Origin of the sequence: Pectobacterium polonicum (assembly GCF_005497185.1) — a bacterium.
GTDB classification, from domain to species: domain Bacteria; phylum Pseudomonadota; class Gammaproteobacteria; order Enterobacterales; family Enterobacteriaceae; genus Pectobacterium; species Pectobacterium polonicum.
Map to the genome: position 1 here is coordinate 16316 of NZ_RJTN01000023.1, position 21811 is coordinate 38126.

Here is a 21811-nt window from a genome sequence, read left to right on the forward strand (position 1 = left end):
GATCAAGTCTAAGCCTGTTATCTTAATGTTACCATGACAAAATAATGAGGATAATCATCGTATCGTGGTTCCCCCCTGCACGTCTCGCTATGTTGTCGTAATGTAATAAATAGATAATCAAGGTATACTGACCGGACATTGCTGATTGTCCCGATGGTGGATAGGCATCTTACAAGGATGCTGTAACGCATTATGACTTTGCACACTTCCCCGATTTTGCGCTCATTGCTGGATACCGATGCCTACAAGCTGCACATGCAACAGGCGGTGTATCATCATTATTATCATGTTGATGTTGCGGCTGAATTTCGCTGCCGTGGCGATGAGTTATTAGGCATTTATGCCGACGAGATAGCCCATCAGGTTGATCTGATGCGTTTCCTGTCATTGAGTGACGATGAGTTCACCTATCTTTCTTCTTTGCCATTCTTCCAACAGGATTATCTTAACTGGCTGCGGGACTTCCGTTTTAATCCGCAGCAGGTTTCGATTAAGAATAACGCTGGCAAACTGGATATCCGCATCACCGGGCCATGGCGCGAAGTGATTCTGTGGGAAGTTCCCCTGCTGGCGGCGATCAGTGAAGTCGTGCATCGGCATCGTTCGCCCAACGTCACGGCCGAACACGCGCTTGTCCAACTGTCTGCCTCACTGGAGAGCTTCCGCCAGAGCAGTGCGGATGTGGATCTCAGCCAATTTAAGCTGATGGATTTTGGAACACGTCGCCGCTTCTCACACCACGTTCAGCAGACGATTGTTACGGCGCTGCAAGCCGATTTTCCTTATCTTATCGGCACCAGTAATTACGATCTGGCACGCCGGTTGGGCATCACCCCCGTCGGTACGCAAGCGCACGAGTGGTTTCAAGCGCATCAGCAGATTAGTCCGACGCTGGCCAACAGCCAGCGCGCGGCACTCCAGATGTGGCTACATGAATATCCCACACATTTGGGCATTGCGTTGACCGATTGCATCACCATGGATGCTTTCCTACGCGATTTCGATTTACCGTTCGCCGAAGCCTATCAGGGGCTACGCCATGATTCTGGCGATCCGGTCGATTGGGGCGAGAAAGCTATTGCGCATTATCAACGCTTGAACATCGATCCGATGAGCAAAACGCTGGTCTTCTCCGACAACCTGAATCTGGATAAAGCACTGGCGCTGTATCGTCATTTTTACCAACGCGTGAATCTGGTATTTGGCATGGGTACACGTCTGACGTGTGATATCCCTGACGTGAAACCGCTGAATATCGTCATCAAGCTGGTGGAATGCAACGGCAAGCCAGTGGCAAAACTCTCCGATAGTCCAGGTAAAACCATCTGTCAGGATCAGAACTTCGTGTGTGAGTTACGCAAAGCGTTTGACTTACCCCGCGTGAGAAAGGCCAGTTAAGGCTTTTCCGTATACCCTGAATCATTCGAGTTTCGGGGCAAAACGTTAACGTTTTGAACAACGCCACGCGTTGCCCCTTCAGAACGGGGTCGACGACGGATCGAGTATTGCAGCGCAGCGAACGCACAGGCAACGTGAAGAGTGACGGGTATTGACCAACTTTGCAGCAGATTCACCGACATGGGCGAAAACTTCGCGCCATTCCGGTGATTTCTGCTTGTGTCCTGTTGCATCGCAAGTAACATAGCAAATGGCTCGGATTGGGCCATTTAGCGTTTTAACCACGATCTATTTCTTAAACACGATTAATTAAAGAGAGAATTTTATGAGCGTAGTGCCTGTAGTCGATGTACTGCAAGGCCGTGTCGCCGTTGACAGCGAAGTCACCGTGCGCGGCTGGGTACGTACCCGGAGAGATTCTAAAGCCGGTATCTCCTTTATCGCCGTTTATGACGGCTCCTGCTTTAATCCATTACAGGCTGTCGTTAATAATAATCTCTCGAATTATCAGGATGACGTGCTGCGTTTGACCACCGGCTGCTCCGTTGAAATCACCGGTAACGTCGTTGCTTCTCCAGGTGAAGGCCAAAGCTTCGAGCTGCAAGCGACCAACGTCAACGTTGTCGGCTGGGTTGACGATCCCGATACCTATCCGATGGCGGCAAAGCGTCACAGCATCGAATACCTGCGTGAAGTGGCGCACCTGCGTCCGCGTACCAACCTGATCGGTGCCGTGGCACGCGTTCGTCATACGCTGGCACAGGCGATCCATCGCTTCTTCCATGAGAATGGTTACTTCTGGGTGTCTACCCCGCTGATTACCGCATCCGATACCGAAGGTGCGGGTGAAATGTTCCGCGTTTCCACACTCGATCTGGAAAATCTGCCGCGTACCGAGCAAGGTAAAGTCGATTTCAGCGAAGATTTCTTTGGCAAAGAAGCGTTCCTAACCGTATCCGGCCAGTTGAATGGCGAAACCTACGCCTGTGCACTGTCCAACGTCTATACCTTTGGTCCGACTTTCCGCGCAGAAAATTCTAACACCAGTCGCCATCTGGCCGAGTTTTGGATGATCGAACCGGAAGTTGCTTTCGCTTCTCTGGATGACGTTGCGGGTCTGGCTGAAAACCTGCTGAAATATGTTTTCCAGGCCGTACTGAACGAGCGAGCAGATGATATGGCATTCTTTGCCGAGCGTGTCGATAAAGAAGCGATCACTCGACTGGAGAAATTCGTCAGTTCCGATTTCGCCCAGGTCGATTACACCGATGCGGTCGATATCCTGCTGAACTGCGGGCAGCAATTCGAAAACCCCGTTTACTGGGGCGTAGATCTCTCCTCCGAACACGAGCGTTATCTGGCTGAGCAACACTTCAAAGCACCCGTTGTGGTTAAAAATTACCCTAAAGACATCAAAGCCTTCTACATGCGTATGAATGACGACGGTAAAACCGTTGCCGCGATGGATGTTCTTGCACCAGGCATCGGTGAAATCATCGGTGGCTCTCAGCGTGAAGAACGTTTGGCGCAGTTGGATAGCCGTCTGGAAGAGATGGGGCTGAATAAAGAAGACTACTGGTGGTATCGTGATTTACGTCGTTACGGCACCATTCCGCATTCCGGTTTCGGTTTAGGTTTTGAGCGACTGATTGCCTATGTTACCGGTGTACAAAATGTGCGCGACGTGATCCCTTTCCCACGCACACCACGCAATGCCAGTTTCTAAATAAAAATTTAATATAAGTAAAACAAATATGTAGAAAAGAAGAGTCGGGTTTCCCGGCTCTTTTTTTTTAATTTTTGTTATGTCACAAAAAGTTCCCTGAATTTTACATTTTGACACACAATTTTTCTATTTGTTACTCGATTGCGAAGTTTGTAGCATCTTTAGGGTGGATTAACGCGCGAGTGAATGGAAAACTGCGTTCAGACACAGGAAGACACCAAACTTTCAGGAATAGTTCCCAAAGAATTATTTATGGCAGTGGCAGGTGTCTAAATAACACCAATGAGGGTAATAATGATGAAACGCAACATTCTTGCAGTAGTAATCCCAGCTCTGTTAGTCGCAGGCGCTGCCAACGCAGCAGAAATCTATAATAAAGATGCGAACAAGCTGGATCTGACTGGTCGTGTACACGCAGGTTATACGTTCAATAGCCAGGAAGTCGATAACGCTGATAACACCAATGCTCGTCTGGGTTTTAAAGGCCAGACTCAGATCACTAGCGATCTGACTGGCTATGGTACTTTCGAATACCAGTTTGATGCTAATAAAGCTGAAGACAACAACGCAACTGCTGGGAAAACTCGTAAAGCTTTTGCTGGTCTGAAATTCGCTGATTTCGGTTCTTTCGACTACGGCCGTAACACGGGTGTCGCTTACAACGGTCTGGCTTATACTGACGTACTGCCAGAAAACGGCGGCGACAGCAGCGTTACTGATACTCTGACTGGTCGTATCGGTAATGCAGCAACCTTTAACACAACCAACCTCTTTGGTCTGGTTGATGGTTTAGGTTTTGGTCTGCAATACATTGCTAAAGATGACAAGTCTTCCACAGTTGACGCAACTACTGGGAAAAACATCGAACGTAACCACGGTGATGCATGGGCAACCTCTCTGTCTTATGACACTGATTTCGGCGTAGGTGTTGTTGCTTCTTACGGTTCTCAGGAACGTACTGCCGCTCAGCGCGCCTCGAGTGCTGGTGGTGAGCGTGCTGACGTATGGGCTACTGGCCTGAAATACGACGCGAACAACATTTATATTGCAGCAACTTACGGTGAAGGCCGTAATTTCTTTGCACCAGATGATGGTATCTTGGCTGATAAGAGCAAAATTTTTGAAGTGGTTGCACAGTATAATTTCGACTTCGGTCTGACCCCTACATTGGGTTATGTATCTCGTAAAGATAAGATCGATGGTGCAGAAAACGATTATGGCGTTAAATACGCAAGCGTTGGTGCAACTTATGCATTCAATAAAAACTTCTCTGCTTACACTGAATACGATATCAACCTGATCAAGAAAGACAATGAGTATGGCCTTTCTAACAGCGATAGCGTCAACGTCGGTGTAATCTACCAGTTCTAAGTTGTCGCAGCATAACGTAACGAGTTAATCGTTCGTATTGCATGAAAAGGCAGAGCTTCGGCTCTGTCTTTTTTATTACGTATCGGATAGCTCCCCTTACAGGTCGCCATAAGCAACATTGGAAAACGCGCACGGTGTTTTTTGTTTCTGCTTTGCGCCAATTATTCTCGCCTAACCAGTCTTTTATTTCGTCTCTCTCCTTCTCCCTGTTATTTCCCTTTCTTTTTGACATCAACGGTTGGCAAAGCCTTGTACTGACGGTACTCTGAGAATTCTTATTTCATCTCAGTTATGGAACATTCTGGCAATGTTTGAAAATATCTCTGCCGCACCGGCCGATCCTATTCTCGGGCTGACCGATCTTTTCCGCGCCGATGACCGCGCGAATAAAATCAATCTGGGTATTGGTGTCTATAAAGATGAAACCGGCAAAACTCCGGTTCTGACCAGCGTAAAAAAAGCAGAACACTATCTGCTGGAAAATGAAACCACCAAAAATTATCTGGGCATTGACGGTCTGCCAGCATTCGGTCAGTGCACGCAGGAGCTGTTGTTTGGCAAGCAGAATGCCATCATTGCCGACAAGCGGGCTCGTACGGCGCAAACCCCTGGCGGAACCGGTGCGTTGCGTGTAGCCGCGGATTTCATTGCCAATCAAACGTCTGCGAAGCGCATTTGGATCAGCAATCCAACCTGGCCAAATCACAACAATGTGTTCTCTGCCGTCGGTTTAGAAATTTGCCAATATGACTACTACGATGCAGCAAACCATGCGCTGGATTTTGATGGCCTACTGAACAGCCTGAATGCTGCACAAGCAGGTGACGTGGTGCTGTTCCACGGCTGTTGCCATAACCCAACCGGTATCGATCCTACCGCTGAGCAGTGGGCTAAACTGGCTGAACTGTCGGTAGCAAAAGGTTGGCTGCCGCTGTTTGACTTCGCCTATCAGGGCTTTGCCCGTGGGCTCGAAGAAGATGCGGAAGGTCTGCGCATCTTTGCAGCACTTCACGATGAACTGATCGTATGCAGCTCGTACTCTAAAAACTTCGGTTTGTACAATGAGCGCGTCGGTGCCTGTACGCTGGTTGCAGCAGATGCCGCAACGGCAGACAAAGCATTCAGCCAGGTGAAAGCCGCTATTCGCGCTAACTACTCTAACCCACCGTCACACGGTGCAACCGTTGTTGCTACCATCTTGGGTAACGACGCGCTGAAGGCCATTTGGGAGCAGGAGTTGACGGCGATGCGCGAGCGCATTCAGCGTATGCGTCAACTGTTCGTCAATACGTTGCAGGAAAAAGGCGCGCAGCAGGATTTCTCCTTCATCATCAACCAGAATGGGATGTTCTCATTCAGCGGTTTGACCAAGGAGCAGGTTCTGCGTCTGCGTGACGAATTCGGTGTTTACGCAGTGAACTCTGGCCGTGTCAACGTTGCAGGGATGACGCCAGAAAACATGGCACCGCTCTGCGAAGCGATTGTTGCCGTACTCTGATCGTTGAACGTTTTACGTTCAAAAAAGCCGACACGCTGTGTCGGCTTTTTATTTGTGTTTTTAAATCAATAAAACACTACCAAATTGCGGCATCTTCACGCAGGAAAGGATTGGTTTTACGTTCATGTCCTAATGTCGACATCGGGCCGTGCCCCGGTATAAAGGTCACGTCGTCCCCCAACGGCAGTAGCTTATTCTTGATGGACGCAATCAACGCCTGATGATCGCCTTGAGGGAAATCGGTGCGCCCTACGCCACCATTGAAAATCACATCCCCCACCTGCGCTAAGCGTGATTCGGCATCAAAGAAAACAATATGACCGGGCGTATGACCCGGACAATGGAAAACCGCCAGTGTCGTCTCCCCCACGCTGACCTTATCACCTTCCTGCAACCAGCGTGATGGCGTCAGCGGCGCACATTCTTCCAGACCAAACATCCGACTCTGTGCCGGTAATCCTTCCAACCAGAAAGCGTCTTCAATCTGTGGGCCAATAATTGATACCTGATAGTATTCAGCCAGCTCCGCGGCTGCACCGACGTGATCTAGATGACCATGCGTCAACAAAATCTGCTTAACCAAAATCCCCGTATCCGCGACGGCACGTTTGATCTTTTCAGCGTCGCCACCGGGATCGACAATCGCTGCTTCATTGGTTTTTTCGCACCATAACAATGTGCAGTTCTGGCTAAATGCCGTCACTGGGACTATTTGATATTTCATATCACTCCATGTTGAATAACTCAACGACTCGCTATATTGCTGCGAGTCGTGTCAGAAAAATGTTGTGCTGCTATAGCAGGTTACCAGGTGCGAACCGGCCCGGTATCGATGTGAACGAAATCACTACGCGGGTAGTAGCCAACCCCACCGGCGCGCATTTTAGTCGCCGCTTTGCGGATATTGGCCAGTTGAACACCTTGAATATGGAAATCCATCGCTTGCCCTTTCGTGTGGTAGCTCTGCTTTGCCACACCCCGGCTATGCGCACGTAATTCGTTATTCGTATCTATTGCGCGATAACCAGAAATCAGCTGTACAGGTTTGTTGGTTCCCAACATGACCTGTAAACGATAGAGCTGATCGAAAAGTTGCGGGTCAATCGTTTTGACTTTATTGGCGCGGTAATCGCGGAAAAAATGATTCAGGCGGGAAAGTTCTGATTTATTATACCGTTTGCCATCAAAGAATTCCGTTTTCAGCCGTTCTCCGGTATTCAGGTTATCCAGCGTCAAAATTCGTGGTCGGGGCGTAGATAACGTTGCAAACGCCTGACCGGGAAGCAGTGCGATGCCTAAGGCAGCACCACCCAGTGCAAGCCACTTACGGCGATGATTGTCAATGCGATCCATAGAACGAGTATCCTGGCTAAAAGAACGGTATAAAAGCGGCACAAAACGCACCGCCTTGAACCTTAACTGCCAGAGAAAAGTGAGTCAACCCGCTTTGCTTACCGCTTTGCGGGAGATCGCATCGATCCCCCGCAAAGCGATACAATATCCATACCGCTAATGCCCGTATTTTCAATACTTACTGAAGCAACAGCCCTGCTTTGGATAGCACTTTCGTCCCTGCCCGGGCGGTATCATCATAATTGTAAATATCTGTTCGGAACTGCGGTTTACCATCTTCCGCAACCCACGCCGTCAGGTAATAGAGATTAACCGGAATCCGATGTTTCATTGAAACAAAGGTCGTATTTCCCTGATCCAACGTGGAAGAAATGCGGCTATTATTCCAACCAGCATCCTGTAGCAGCATGTTAGCCAGTTCTGATGCCTTATTGACCCGCACGCACCCAGAACTCAGCGCCCGGATATCACGTTGAAACAGGTTATGGTTAGGCGTGTCGTGCAGATAAATCGCTTCTGAATTCGGCATATTAAACTTATAACGCCCCAGCGAATTGTTTGCCCCAGGTGCCTGACGCAGGCGATAGGGGAAGCGCTCTGCCGACACCCCCTGCCAATCAATCATTGAGGGATCAATCGCTTCTGCATCCTGACTCCAGCCAGACAGCACCGTATAGCCATGGCGCTGCAAATAACCGGGATCGCGCACCACTTTAGGAATAATGTCCTGTCGGGTCAGCGTCGTAGGGACATTCCACGGCGGATTGACCACGACGTTATACAGCGAACTGCTCATTAGCGGCGTCTTACGTTTCGGTTGCCCGACAATGACGCGCGACGATAAACGTTCAGCACCATCTTGATAATAAATTAGCGAGTAATTGGGGATATTCACCATAATACCGGTATGAACATTATCCGGTAACAGGCGCAGACGTTGGATATTCAACGCCAGCAACGTCGCGCGCATGTGCGGAGAAACATTGAGCCAATCACGCGTGCGTTTACCAATCACGCCATCATCCTCCAGCCCTTGCCAGTGCTGGAAGCGCTTAACCGCCTCAACCAGTTCGCCCGTGTATCGATCGTCTGTATTGATAGCGCCATCGACGACAGAGGTTTGCGCGGTTAGTGAGGTGGTGGTTGCGGCGACATTTTCATTAAAAAGCGTGATGCTCTCCGTTGACGACAACATGCCAGTACGTTGCAAGATCTCACGCAGCACGACCAATTCACGGCTCTGCTGCTCCGGGCGCAGAGATTCCGCCAGATTCAGACTCGGCCACGGACGCGTGTCCGTCAGCATCGTCTTCAGCGCCCCATGCATTTTGGCGTACTGTGAGTGCTGCGGTGCCAGTGAAACCACATAAGCCGCACTGGTGCCGGATTTTACGGCCTGTTGCCATTGAGATACGATATTCAGCGCAGGCGATTGCAGACGATAAGGCACGCTGCTGTACAGCCAGTCATTACCATTACGCTCCACGCCAGAAACGAACTGCAAATAGCCCAGCATCGCATCCGATAACACGACATCACGCGCAAATCCAGTTAGTTGAGGGTCCGTCAGCCAGGTCACCCACGTCGTGAATTGCGGCTGTACGCCCGCTATCGCCAATTCGGCAAGTTGCTGTTGAAACTGTTGAACGGCGCGATTATCTGCCCACATCGGCTGCATCTGATGCTGAGAATAAAGTGATGATAAATCAGAGAGATAATGTACCGTCATGCCATGTGGCAGTGCAGCCAAAAGCCCTGTCCGACTATTTTCGACAGAAACCACGCCCGTGCTTTGTGATAACCCAGACACCACCGTCGGAGACGCTGACAACACCGAAAACGAAGGAGACAGGCTTCCGACCCAAATACAACCCACGCGCAACATCAGCCTGACCATTTTTCGCTTATGTAACAACAACATCCATTTATCCCCTGTACTCATTAATCACTATGCTTTCACGACAATCCACGTTGAACATGGAAATAACAAACCGAATTCACTCGCATACGGTCACACTGGCTTTTTCGTTTTTCATTGTATACCTGTAATACTTCAAGCCGCAGGTGCGTTGGCTGCGTTCACTCACCCGAATCACTTACCTGAGTAAGCTCATCGGGATTCCTTCTCTTGCCGCCTTCCTGCAACTCGAATTATTTGGGGTATAGATAACGATAAAGAATGAAATAGGATCGTTTTTATATAGCGCCATGATTACCACAGGCCACTTTACAACATACGCCCGTAAATCCCTCTACGGCCTGCAATCGTTTTATCGTCAGTATATAAAGAGAAAAATATTTTTGCTTCTTCTTCTGGGTATTATCTTAATGTTTGATGAACCTATTCGTCGTCAGCATTCTCTTTAAGCAACGCTTTACGAAAAAAATAAAGCCGCTTAAAAAGCGGCTTTATCATTATAGAGGAAAATAGCAGCAGGATTTATAGCTACAAAACTTGCTCTTGCGTCTCCGGCGCTTCCGTTCCGAACCCGCGCAGCCCAACCACATGGACATGCTCATTGTTCTGGTAAACTTTACGCACCAGCTTATAGGTGGTTCCCTTTTCGGGGCTGATATTTTCCGGTGCCGCGATAACTAATTGCATTTCCAGCCGGTCACAGAGCTCGAATAGCGTCGCGATCGATTTGGCATCCAGACGCGCCGCCTCATCGAGGAAAAGTAGACGGCACGGGATAACATCTTTGCCACGCAGACGCTTAGACTCTTCTTCCCAGCTCTGTACCACCATGACCAGAATCGACATCCCAGTACCAATCGCTTCCCCGGTAGACAGCGCCCCGCTTTCCGCCCGCAGCCAACCATCCGCACCACGGTTAACCTCCACTTCCATTTCGAGGTAGTTTCGGTAATCCAGCAGCTCTTCGCCGATAGTCTGCGGTGTACGTTGCCCCATATCAATTTCAGGATTCAGACGTTGATACAATTTCGCCAACGCTTCCGAGAAGGTCAGACGATTGCTGTTAAACAGATCTTGATGCATTTCCTGCTGCTCGGATAACACATTGAGCAACGTGGTATGCGTTTCGCGTACGTTGACGTTCAAGCGGACGCTCTTTACCTGACCAAACGCGACCGCTTGCAGCCCTTGGTTCAGCATACGAATACGATTCTGCTCACGCTGGATCGTCTTACGAATGATATTCGCCACGCTGCGCGAGCTGATTGCCAGCATCTGTTCACGCGCCGTCAGCTCTTCAGTCAGACGGTTAAGCTCGATCTCCATCTGCTCAATGGCTTCTACCGGGTCGTCGGTACGGATAATATCCTGACGGATACGCTCGCGCAGATGCTGGTAAACGGCGATGTAGAATTGGATCTTGCGCTCAGGTCGCTTCGGATCTTCCGAAAGCCGCAGCACATCGCGCAGATGTTCGTTATCCGCGACCGCCAAACGCAGCGCTCCCAGCGCCTTATCCGACATGGAGCGCAGTTCATCGCCTTCCATGTACGCCAATTCACGACGGTGCAGGCGGCGCTCAACGCCATTGTCTTTCACCAAACGCATGACCGCGCACCAGCCCGCTTTCGCTGTGACAACCTGCTCACGCATCTGGTGGTAATCACGCTCCAGCTTGCGCAATTTCTTCTGCAAACTGTCCATTTCCGCTTCACAGAACGTAATCTGTTTTTCCAACTGGTTACGCCGCGAGCGGTTGGTGCTTAATGCAGCATGTAATTCATCACGGCGCTGACGGGCGCGTGCTTCGGCATCGACATCCGCACGCACGCCGATATCCTGAAGTTCCTGCGTCAGCTCCTTCAGCATGTCCTGTTTGGCGTCATAGGAACTTTTCAGCGACGCCTGAACCTGACTATATTGCGTCAGCTGTGCCTGATGCTGGCGTAGCTGCTCACGCGCTTTTGTCCGTTCTGCTTCAGCCAGTTCAAGACGGTGGCGCAGTTTGTCATTCAGACCGGCATTCTCACCCAGCATTCCAGCCGAATCGGCATAGCTGAAGTGCGCGCGACGCTGCACAACTTCAGTCAGTGCAAACGCCTGCTGTTTCGCCTGCCGCTGCGCGTTCTGCGCCTGAGCATAATCTTCCTGCAACTGCTCATGTTGCTGCGGGTCGTTTTGCAAGACAGAAACCAGCGGTTCCAGCTTAGCTAGCGTCACTCCGTGTTGTTGAATAAAACGGGCAGATTCTTCGGTTTCATCCAGCTCTGCACGGATCTCTTCCACACGATCCTGCAACGTCTCATCGCACAACAGGCTAATACGCGGAATCAGTTTATTCAGTTGCCCGCTGGCTTCTTTCGCCTGCTCATACTGCTGGCGCTGCTGCTGGTTTTCACCATCAAAACTGGCCATCGCACGATCTAATTCGCCGCGACGGGAGCTGAGCGTGCGAATTTCTGCTTCGGGATCTTCATCGAAAACGACGGCCAGATGTGTACCGATAAATCGGCTGAAAGACTGGTGCAAGCGCTGCGTTTTCTGCACGTCAAATGATAGCGTGGCATACTGCTCTGCCAGCGCTTCGCGCTCATCACGCAGACTTTCCAGACGCATTTCCCGCGCGGCGCGGCCAAACAGCGGCACTTCCGGGAAGCGAGAATAGCGCCACTGGCGCTCCGCAACTTTCACGACCACGGCGCGTTCCAGTTCTTCAACGGCAAACACGCTGTCATCAAACGACTGCGGGTCACCCTCGATCAGATACAGATCTTCCGGGCAGTCTTCCAGACCGGCAAGCTGATCGCGGACCAGAGAAAGATCGGGTACCACAATCGCATGGCGCGAGGGACCATAAAGCGCGGAGAAATACGGAGCATCATCCAGCGTGACATCATCATAAATTTCAGACAGCAGCACGCCACCAAAACGTTCCGCCAGCGCGTTCAGGCGCGGGTCTTCTGAACCGCCAGGCTGGCTTAGTCGCTCAACCTGCGCTTCGATTTGACGTTTGCGGGCAGCGATGTCATCACGCTCAACCGTCGTTTCACGTTCACGCTCCAGCAATTGCTGCATGAACTCGGTTACCTGACGGCTTTCTTCAAACGTTTCGCCGCTTTGCTCGCTCAGTTGCGTCAGCATTTCCTGTGCAGCCAGCCAGACTGGCGCACGCACCGTCAGCTTCTGAATGCGCTGCTGGATTTGCTCCAACTCCTGACGCAGCGCCATGCGACGTTCGCCCGCTTCCGCCACCAGCGACGACAGCGTTTCGATGCGGGCATCAAGTTCTTGCTGGAGTGATTCCAGCTCTTCCGGTTGATAATCCTGACCGTTGCGTTTGCTGAAATCCTGCAATAACCGCTCGGCATCCTGCTGTTCGCGCAGGCGCTGTTCCAACTCAGACAAACGCATCCGCAGCGGCTGTACTCGCTCCGCCTGATAACGTTGTGAAGAGCTGTCGCGCAGCAAATCGCGCGCAACCTGCCAGGCCTCGTTGCGATTCACCGCACCGACAATCTTGCTCACCAACTGATAGGCTTGTTCAAACTGGCCGTGCGCCGCATCGGCCACGCTCAGTTTTTGCTCCAACATCAGCAGAATCTCTGTCGCTTCCTGCTCTTTCGCCTGATAACTGTCCAGCCACTCATCCGCGTTGTCTGCCGTTAAATCCGGCAACTGGCACAGCGTGCGGGCGCGTTCCAGCGCTTGTTGCGCCTGCTGATATTGAATAGCGCGCGTTTGCTGTACGTCCAGCGCCTGCTGATAATCAGCAAGTTGGCTTTTTAGCTCATCGACTTCCAATTCAGCAGCATCGGAACGTTCTTCGTTTTCCGCCTGCTGCTCACGCGCTTCTTCTACCACCTCGTTCTGTTCTTCGAGGCGGTAGCTCAACTCTTCCAGATCGGCATTGTAGCGTTCGATTTTTTCCTGTTGGCGCATGGCGGTTTGCACTAGATTCAGGTGATCGCTGGCCGCCTGATAATCCGTTTCCAGATCGCCTTCAGCACCGCTCTGTTCCGCCAGTTCTCGCGCCATTTCCACATGGCGATATTGCTCGCTTGACAGTTGCTTACGGCTGGAGAACAGGTCACGGCGCAGTTCCAACGCCCCATCCAGGTGAATACGACGTTCATTGGCGTGCCGCATGTAGTCAGCGGCTACATAGGACGTCGCTTCGGAAATCAGGTGCTTAAACAGATCGCGGTCGGACTGGGTAACGCGAATCGCTTCCAGCGTCATGCGGTTTTCACGCAGCGCGGCTTCCATATCCTGAAACGCTTTACGCACGCCGCTGTTTTCTGGCAGCAGGTAGTCACGCAGCGAGCGCGTAATCGCGCTGGAGATACCGCCGTACAGCGACGCTTCGATCAGACGATAGAACTTGCTGCGATCGGAGGCGGAACGCAAGCGCCTAGGCACCACGCCCAAATCAAACATCAGCGAGTGATAATCGGTGATCGAGTTAAACTGCTTGAACTGAACGCCTTCCATCTCCTCGACGCGATCTTTCAGCTCTTGCAACGACAGCACGCGCGCCTGACGATCGCCGACTACCTGCGTCAGAATTTGTGTCGGCTGAATAGCAGTCGGCAATCCCTGAATGGTGAAAGGTTTGATATCGACTTTGCGGTCACGCCCCGCAACCTGCTGGAGGCGAACCCCAACCAGTACGCGTTGATGGCGCGAGTTAACGACATCCAGCGTCGAGTAGCAGACGCCCGCACGCAATTTACCGTGCAGACCTTTATCGCGTGAGCCGCTGGTGGCACCGGCTTCAGTCGTATTTCTGAAGTGCAGTAACGTCAGGTCAGGGATCAGCGCCGTAATAAAGGCGGCCATCGTGGTGGATTTCCCTGCGCCGTTACCGCCGGATAGCGTGGTAACCAGTTCATCCAGATCGAAGGTGCGGGCGAAAAAGCCGTTCCAGTTGACCAGCGTTAGTGAGCGAAATTTACCGCGTTCAATCATTCCTGTTCATCCTCAACACTTATTCATCCTCGCCCGTTTCTGGCGCGGTATCATCGGTGCGATCGTTATCGTCGCTGTCATCTTTCAGCGACAAACTACCTTCAACAGGCATCGCTTCACCATCGCGAATCATGCGTAGCTGTGCTTCACGGGCATCATCGCCGCTGCGCACATCCGCCCCAAAGCGGAATACCGACTCGGTAATTCTGAATTTGCTGCTGTCATTACCCATAAAGTAGATCATGCCTAGCCGACGTAAACGGTTAAGCGAGGTTCTGACTTTTTCCTGCAATTTTTGGCGATCCAGATCTGAACCAGTGGAACGCTGGTTAACCAGCTTCAGCAGCTTGCTTTCATCCGCCAGACTCAGCAGTTCTTCATACAGCTCCTGCTGGCTGAAAATGCCTTCGTGCGCCAAACGTTCCGGGCTCAGATAGAGATAACAGAGAATTTTCCCTACCATCATATCCAGCTCAGACAACACCGAGCGCGGAATCAGCGTGGTGGAGCGCGGACGCAGATAGAAAAAACCTTCCGGCGCGCGGATCAACTCCACGTTGTAACGGCTGTAGAACTCTTCCAGCACCTCTTGGAAATCCATTAAAAATACGTGGTTTTCCAGTTCTTCAATACCAATATGGCGCCCGGCGCGCAATTGGCTGTCCAGCGCGGGAAAAAGGTTATTCGACAGCGCGGTTGCCAGCTTTACTGGCATAAATTGTTCAATATTTGTCGATGACATGGGCCTGCACCTTGGCTCCGTAATCATTGATTGCCTGCCACAGTGCTGGCAATCCGGAGAAATCTGTTTCGGCTACGCCCAGACGTACAGCCTGGTCGACCACGATTCGGGCAACATCAAAATGCCGCGAGCGAGGATACTGCGCGAGGTATTCACGCATCACTTCACTTAAATCAAGCGGGATCTGTTGCGCTTTATATTTATGCAGCGCCTGCTCGACCAACGCGATCAGCTGCTCGCGCATTTCACTAAACTCTTCGTATTCCAGTTCCGGCGGCAGTTCACCGGTCACTTCTTCACTACGCAACGTCAGTTCTTCATCACGCATATCCAGCAGGCGATCCGCGTTAGCGAACGTCAGCGCCCAAGGGTTGTCGAAATAGCTCTGCACTGACTGGCGTAACCGCTGGGCAAAAACGCGGTTTTTATCCATATCGATCGCGGTACGAATAAACTTATGTACGTGGCGGTCATACCCAATCCACAGATCTATCGTCTGCTGTCCCCAACTTACAATACGGTCGAGTTTATTTTGCAGGTCGAATACCAGCTTATCGACAAACTCCAGATTATGCGGATTATTCATAATCGCATCCTGAATACTTAACAGACTCGTCTGTAATTTGTCGCCAGCAGCTTCAAGCGTATCCTGCAATTCACGCAGCGTAGATGACGTTTCCGTCAGCAGTTGTTCACAGTTACCGATCGCTGCTCGCCAGTCCTGGTTTAGCAGCGCCGCGATATCGTCTTTAACGCCCTGCTGCTGTTCATCCATCACGCGCTGCGACAAATCAATACTGTCAAAAATTTCAGCAACGGAATATTTCAGCGGCGCAAATACGTTACGGTGCCAGTGGAACTCATCGCCGTCTTCTTCCGCTGCATCGGCCGCACGGCTGAGCTCCTGCGCTACGATAGAAAGCTGCATAGAAAGCCTCAGCGTCGAGAACTCACGCTGACGGATGTAATAATCCGTAATGCCGATCCCCAGCGGGGTCAGACGATAAATCGCATTGCCTTCCGCCTGTTCGCTGGTAAAGCGGTTAAGCAACCGCTGACGGACCAGATCGTTAATCGCGTTATTGGCGCGGACGGTAATGGTTTCGTTCGTCTGATCAAATCCCTGACTCACATGACGGAAGGCATCAATCAGCTCACCTTCACTCATTTCACCATCCATACGTTCGCCATTAAGCGTGGCGATTGCCATCAAAAACGCCAGGCGTTCAGTGGGGAGGGAAATGGAGAAATCGTTTTTTCGTGCCCAGGCGACCAGTTCGGGTACAGTCTGGGAAAAATCACTCATAATGCATCCTTCAAATGGGGTTTATGCGCCATGACATGGATATAACGGCCCAAACTCACAAAAGGCTCTTGTCGGCAATATCGCTGCTCAAGCTCCAGAATGTCGGCAAATTTATCAATCTGGTGCTGCTTATTCTGCAAGTAGTCATGAAACACCCGCACGCCGGTTTTCCCGCTGATGGTCAGCCCCATCTCATCAAGCCAGCCGTACACGTCTTGCGGGTCCAGCGGGTGATTTGGCGATAACGAACGCCGTTTGTTTTTCGGCATGCCAACCTGAACATAATCAAAGTTGCCTAGCACCATGTTACGCATCAATAGCCCGTGATGGTTATAAAACATCAACGACAGCGCGCCACCCGGCGACAGGCAATCATACAATATTTTCAGCGCCTGCTGAGGCTGCTCGACCCACTCCAGCACCGCGTGGAACAATATCAGATCGGCGGGGCTTTCCATATATTGCGCAACATCCTGTGCGGCGCACTGCACAAAACGTATATTATGGGCAACGCCCTGCGCCTCTGCTGCGTTTTTGGCGCGCTGAATCATCTCATCGGAAACATCGCACAACAATACCTGATGTCCTAAAGCTGCAAGGCGGCAGGCCATCTGCCCTTCCCCTCCTCCTGCATCAAGGATACGCAAAGGCCGTGCCGGAAGCTGTGTCAAAAGATGGCTAAGATCCTGCCACAATACCGCCAGCCGAAGTCTCCCCTTCGTCGTGCCATAGATATTGTGGGCAAATTTTTCCGCGATATCGTTAAAATTGCGATCCTGCATCAGTCATTGTTCCGCATCATATAAACGGGGATTGCTCGCGCAACTCGTGTCTGCGCGATGCGATTTTTACAGCCTGCCATTTTGGCACAGGCTGGCTTAGAATAAATGGCCTTACCGCATGATATCTTCCCGGATGCGGTTTTTTCACTCAAAAGGAATGCAATTCTATGCTTTTCACACTCAAAAAGTTCGTCGGTGGCCTTTTGCAACCCCTGCCATTGCTGTTGCTTCTGATGGGTGTTGGCCTGTTGCTGCTCTGGTTTACCCAGCGGCAACGCACAGGGAAAACGATGATAGTAGTCAGTTGGTTAATGCTTATTCTACTCAGCCTGCAACCTGTTGCCGATCGGCTGTTGTTACCATTGGAATCACACTACCCAACCTGGCAACAGACGCCGCAAACAGATAACGTCGAGTATATTGTCGTGCTTGGAGGGGGATATACCTATAATGCAGAGTGGGCACCCAGCTCCAATCTCATTAGCAATAGCCTCCCGCGCGTTACGGAAGGCGTTCGTCTTTACCATGCCAACCCCGGCGCTAAATTGATTTTTACTGGTGGAGCCGCACAGGGGAACCCTGTCAGCAGCGCGAAAACGGCGGCGCTGGTCGCAGAAAGTTTGGGTATTCCCCAGCAGGATATGGTCATTCTGGATACACCGAAGGATACGGAAGAAGAAGCGGCAGCAACCGCTAAGATTGTTGGCGATCGATCTTTCTTACTGGTGACCTCAGCCAACCACCTGCCTCGCGCCATGCGATTTTTCCAAGCCCAAGGGCTAGCACCGATTCCGGCTCCGGCGAACCAGATGGCAATCACGTCTGCGCTTAACCCATGGGAAAAAGTATTCCCTTCCGCTTACTATCTATCGCACAGTGAACGAGCCTGGTATGAAACGCTCGGTCGTCTCTGGCAATTACTAAAGGGAACCACGACAGTACCTCATCACACTGAACAACCACAGGTTCATTCCAGCCAAGGAGACAGCTCGCGGGAAGCTACATCAAATAGCTGACGATCCAATTGGCCCGTGTGAATATAGCGGGCCACAGCTTCCCAAATCACATACAGCCAGCGCCGGTAAACAAAGGATTCAGAAACGGGTGCCTGTTTCAGGTAGTGATAAAGCAATTGCTCTGGCATGCCGGATTCGCAAAGGCGGAAGAGTTCATACTCTCTGGGTGCCCACAGCATCATCCCCGGATTGATCATCGCTAATAGCTGATCGCTACGCGCATCTTTCAACATACTGCGTAGTGAAAGGTTGCCATGCACCAATACGCAGTTGTCGTCAAAATCCTCAAACAACATTTTCAGGCACTGGCGAGAACGATAAAGCACGGTACGATCCTGCTGCGTGAGCTGCGGCGCGCTGACATTGAGCAACGTAGCCCACAGGACTTCCAGACGCTGTTGATACCAACTGAACCAATCGTTGTCCTGCGTGCTGTCCACCGAACCGACACAACCATGGCTGTCAATTCGGTGCCAGGCCAATACGTTTTCAACAATTTGATCCATCAGCAGCATCCAACGCTGGCCGCTTCGTGGTGGCGCTTCCACCGATACGCCGCGTAAGCGCTCAATCAGCAACAGTTCCCGATAAGGTTGCTGCTGCGTCAGAACCAGTCCATAGACGGTTGGCAGTCGGGCATCACCTTCACGCGCCAGCATCGAGAGCTTATAGGCTTCCTGTTGCGCAACACCCTGGCAAACATAACTTTTTGCTAACAAAGGAATGGCGTTGCCTTCTTTGTCATACAAGGCATACAGATCCGCATAGGGCTGTTCGCTTATGCGCTCAAGCCGGCTGAGGCTTTCCCCCAAAACCGTACTGAGTTCTGATTTCAACTGTTCCATAAACGGCTATACCTCAGTTGAGCCAAATAGCTCCACTCACCATGATGCGGCGAGCAGAAGACAAATACTTCAACGCAGATCAAATATACTCGTCATACTTCACGTTGGGGACACAGCAGGAAGAACGCCTAGCCAAAGTTATTGCAGCGGTATTCCCTGCCTGTCAGCAGGGAATACCGCGAATAACTGGCTATACCCGTAATACTTCAAGCCGCAGGTGCGTTGGCTGCGTTCACTCACCCGAATCACTTACCTGAGTAAGCTCATCGGGACTCCCTCTCTTGCCGCCTTCCTGCAACTCGAATTATTTGGGGTATAGTGTATTAACATTTCGCCACTATTCGCGTTCAAAAGCCCCCAGATCTGGCGCTGACCCTTTGTAAGGCAGTTTGACATCGCCACCTTTGTTGATTAACGCACTCCCCGCAGCAAGACGCAGGCTCTTCAGTACGGGCAAGCTGCCGTCCGCCTGACGTGGCGCATCCCATCCGGTCACGGAAACGCTCTCGAAGTCAGCATCTGATACCGCAATTTTCAGATCCCACGAGTTATAGCGCATGTTCGCGCCATCGGAGAACGATAAGTCTTTACCACCGTGAGACACGTTGTTGCGCAGCGTACCCAACCCAATTGCTTTGCCATTTGCATCAATGCCGCGGATATTAAAATTAGGGTTATTTTTATAACCCGTGTTATTGAAGAAATCGTTCGCTACAGGATGGTGATTAGCATAAAAACCCGCTGCCTTATTTAAAAATGCAACCGAGTTACGCACGGTATGTTTCACCGCATTTGCCACATAAACGCCGCCATAGCCACCGATTTTAAAACCATTACCGTTACCCGCAGCCAGTGATTGTGTCGTCCCCGGCAAATAACCATGCGACCAAGCCCAGGAATTTTCAATCAGCACCGGAGAATAGGCATTAATTAAATCAAAACCATCATCCGAATTTGACCATGCCCGGCAACCGCGGAAAATATTACCTGGCTGATTAGCCGGGATGTGCGCACCAAAACCATCCCCGCTTTGACCAGCACCATTAGATGTCAGTGGATCATAGTTATGGTGAGAATCACTGTTTAATACCAGGTTATTTCCCCCACGCTGGATGAACAAACCTGTACCCATAATGTGATGAATATTCAATTGCTCGAATATATTATTACTGCCTCTAATCCACACGCCCCAGGATTCATGGTTAAGGTTATTACGTTGTGGGACACCGGTTATTTCCAACCCTTTAACGGAAACCCAATCGGCAACAACGTTAAACCCCTTGACCCGGCAATCATCCTGCATCTGGCTGAAATCAAAAATCGGCACTTCTCCGCTAGACGCCCAGTACTCAATACGCTTACCTTCCGTACCGCTCTTACTTAGCGTAATCGCATTAACTACATCGGTACGCGTAGCACAGACGTTCAGCCCTTTGGTAAACACGTACTTACCACCACGTATCCACAAGCGGTCACCAGGGTTTAATGTCTTCTGTGCACGATCGATCGTTTTCCAGGGGGAATTCTTACTACCATTATTTGCGTCATTACCGTTGGGGGCCATGTAATAAACCGCCGCGCTGCTTCCTGCCGCTGCTCCCATTAGCATACCGCCAAGAAAAAAATTCGCGATATAACGTTTAGCATTCATATGATTACCATCCTTAGTTGAAATAAAGAAAATGCCACGTAAAAACATGGCAAATTGATAGTAGCATTTAAATATGAAAATAAAAATTTCACTCACGGCGCATAAATTCAAAATGGAAATGAATTATCTGCATAAATAAAAAATTTCTGTTTAATTTTGGATTTTTTAAGAATACTTATCTAAATAAGTGCTAAATAATTAAAGAATAAAGCGGCTGTATTAAGAAAAAAGCGCATGGGGAAACTATTCCGATAAGAATAGCTTCCCCCATAACGCGTTCATCGCAAATTGATGCGACGGGTTTTACTGTCCAACCATGATTTGTCGCACACGGGCTAGATCTTCTGGTGTATCCACACCGACGCTAGGAACGGCTTTGGCGACAGCAACGTGGATCTTCTCGCCGTACCACAGCACACGCAGTTGCTCCAGCAATTCGATTTGCTCTAGCTGGCTTGGTGCCCAGGCGACATAGCGTCGCACAAAGCCAGCTCGGTAAGCATAGATACCGATATGACGCAGGAAATGATCGCCAATGGCTTCTTTAGACTGAGCAAAACGCTCTCTGTCCCAGGGAATTGTCGCACGAGAAAAATACAGCGCGTATCCCTCCGCGTCGGTAACCACTTTTACCGCATTTGGATTGAATGCTTCTTCGCTGGTTTCAATCGGCACTGCCAGCGTTGCCATTCCTGCTTTACTGGCTGCGAGATTTTCTGCCACCTGACGAATAATCACGGAAGGAATGAGTGGCTCATCGCCCTGAACGTTAACGATGATGTCCTCATCGGTAAAGCCGTACTGCTCGATGACTTCAGCCAGACGTTCTGTGCCAGAATTATGATCGGCACGGGTCAGACATACTTCGCCGCCAGCTTGTCGCACGGCAGCCTCAACATCGGGATGATCGGTAGCCACTATAACGCGCTGCGCCCCCGACTCCAGCGCCCGCTCCATCACATGGACGACCATCGGTTTGCCGTTGATGTCCGCGAGCGGTTTCCCAGGCAGTCGACTTGACGCAAAACGCGCAGGGATAATCACAGTAAAAGTCATTGTGCTGTCTCGTCAGCCCCAAGTTTACGCGCTTCGTTTTCCAGTAGCACGGGGATACCATCACGAACTGGATAGGCCAAACCATCGACCTTGCATATCAATTCCAGTTTCTCTTTATTAAAGTACAGCCGACCATTACAAACAGGACAGGCAACAATCTCAAGTAAACGGTGATCCATGC

16 protein-coding genes are annotated in these 21811 nt (G+C 50.8%); 5 read left to right on the top strand and 11 right to left on the bottom strand.

The features are described 5' to 3' along the window. The first annotated feature begins 192 nt into the window (after positions 1-192). The 4 genes from pncB to EDI29_RS18840 all read left to right on the top strand — a co-directional run bounded on the left by pncB (position 193) and on the right by EDI29_RS18840 (position 5993). Positions 193-1398 (top strand): nicotinate phosphoribosyltransferase, encoded by a 1206-nt coding sequence (gene pncB, locus EDI29_RS18825; protein WP_137742111.1) that lies wholly within the window; start codon positions 193-195, stop codon positions 1396-1398. Positions 1399-1723: 325 nt separating this feature from the next. Next, positions 1724-3124 carry an asparagine--tRNA ligase gene (gene asnS / locus EDI29_RS18830; RefSeq protein WP_137742112.1) on the top strand — a complete coding sequence of 467 codons (1401 nt, stop codon included), beginning with the start codon at positions 1724-1726 and terminating at the stop codon, positions 3122-3124. A gap of 294 nt (positions 3125-3418) precedes the next feature. After that, the gene (locus EDI29_RS18835) at positions 3419-4495 is read left to right on the top strand and encodes a porin (protein ID WP_273855799.1); all 1077 of its coding nucleotides are present in this window, start codon (positions 3419-3421) and stop codon (positions 4493-4495) included. A gap of 307 nt (positions 4496-4802) precedes the next feature. After that, positions 4803-5993, top strand: coding sequence for an amino acid aminotransferase (locus EDI29_RS18840; RefSeq protein WP_137742113.1), 1191 nt, complete (start codon positions 4803-4805; stop codon positions 5991-5993). 76 nt (positions 5994-6069) lie between these two features. Here the strand turns inward: EDI29_RS18840 and EDI29_RS18845 are convergent, their stop codons facing one another. From EDI29_RS18845 to cmoM, 7 genes are all read right to left on the bottom strand, one after another. Then, positions 6070-6717, bottom strand: a complete 648-nt coding sequence (locus EDI29_RS18845) for an MBL fold metallo-hydrolase (protein WP_137742114.1) — start codon at positions 6715-6717, stop codon at positions 6070-6072. 80 nt (positions 6718-6797) lie between these two features. After that, on the bottom strand, positions 6798-7346 hold the full coding sequence (mepK, locus tag EDI29_RS18850) for a peptidoglycan L,D-endopeptidase MepK (protein ID WP_107168247.1): 549 nt from the start codon (positions 7344-7346) through the stop codon (positions 6798-6800). Between the two features lie 178 nt (positions 7347-7524). Beyond that, positions 7525-9267, bottom strand: coding sequence for a L,D-transpeptidase (gene ldtD, locus EDI29_RS18855; RefSeq protein ID WP_137742115.1), 1743 nt, complete (start codon positions 9265-9267; stop codon positions 7525-7527). Between the two features lie 525 nt (positions 9268-9792). After that, the gene (mukB, locus tag EDI29_RS18860) at positions 9793-14232 is read right to left on the bottom strand and encodes a chromosome partition protein MukB (protein ID WP_137742116.1); all 4440 of its coding nucleotides are present in this window, start codon (positions 14230-14232) and stop codon (positions 9793-9795) included. Between the two features lie 19 nt (positions 14233-14251). Continuing rightward, entirely contained in the window at positions 14252-14974 is a 723-nt protein-coding gene (mukE, locus tag EDI29_RS18865) for a chromosome partition protein MukE (protein WP_010277044.1), read from the bottom strand. Next, entirely contained in the window at positions 14955-16280 is a 1326-nt protein-coding gene (mukF, locus tag EDI29_RS18870) for a chromosome partition protein MukF (RefSeq protein ID WP_137742117.1), read from the bottom strand. The genes mukE and mukF overlap by 20 nt, the downstream gene beginning before the upstream one ends. Next, positions 16277-17062 (bottom strand): tRNA uridine 5-oxyacetic acid(34) methyltransferase CmoM, encoded by a 786-nt coding sequence (cmoM, locus tag EDI29_RS18875; RefSeq protein WP_137742118.1) that lies wholly within the window; start codon positions 17060-17062, stop codon positions 16277-16279. The genes mukF and cmoM overlap by 4 nt, the downstream gene beginning before the upstream one ends. Before the next feature lie 167 nt (positions 17063-17229). On the opposite strand from cmoM, the gene elyC reads away from it, so the two are divergent. Then, a complete protein-coding gene (gene elyC / locus EDI29_RS18880) occupies positions 17230-18078 on the top strand; it encodes an envelope biogenesis factor ElyC (RefSeq protein WP_137742119.1) in 849 nt (282 codons plus the stop codon). Here the strand turns inward: elyC and EDI29_RS18885 are convergent. The 4 genes from EDI29_RS18885 to EDI29_RS18900 all read right to left on the bottom strand — a co-directional run bounded on the left by EDI29_RS18885 (position 18030) and on the right by EDI29_RS18900 (position 21809). Further along, entirely contained in the window at positions 18030-18923 is an 894-nt protein-coding gene (locus EDI29_RS18885) for a YcbJ family phosphotransferase (RefSeq protein ID WP_137742120.1), read from the bottom strand. The two genes, elyC and EDI29_RS18885, sit on opposite strands and share 49 nt — an antisense overlap. Before the next feature lie 337 nt (positions 18924-19260). Then, complete coding sequence (gene pelN / locus EDI29_RS18890; protein WP_137742121.1) at positions 19261-20574, bottom strand: pectate lyase PelN; 1314 nt, start codon at positions 20572-20574, stop codon at positions 19261-19263. 303 nt (positions 20575-20877) lie between these two features. Then, a complete protein-coding gene (gene kdsB / locus EDI29_RS18895; protein WP_137742122.1) occupies positions 20878-21630 on the bottom strand; it encodes a 3-deoxy-manno-octulosonate cytidylyltransferase in 753 nt (250 codons plus the stop codon). After that, entirely contained in the window at positions 21627-21809 is a 183-nt protein-coding gene (locus EDI29_RS18900; protein WP_107168257.1) for a Trm112 family protein, read from the bottom strand. Before EDI29_RS18900 ends, kdsB begins: the two co-directional genes overlap by 4 nt. Positions 21810-21811 lie beyond the last annotated feature (2 nt).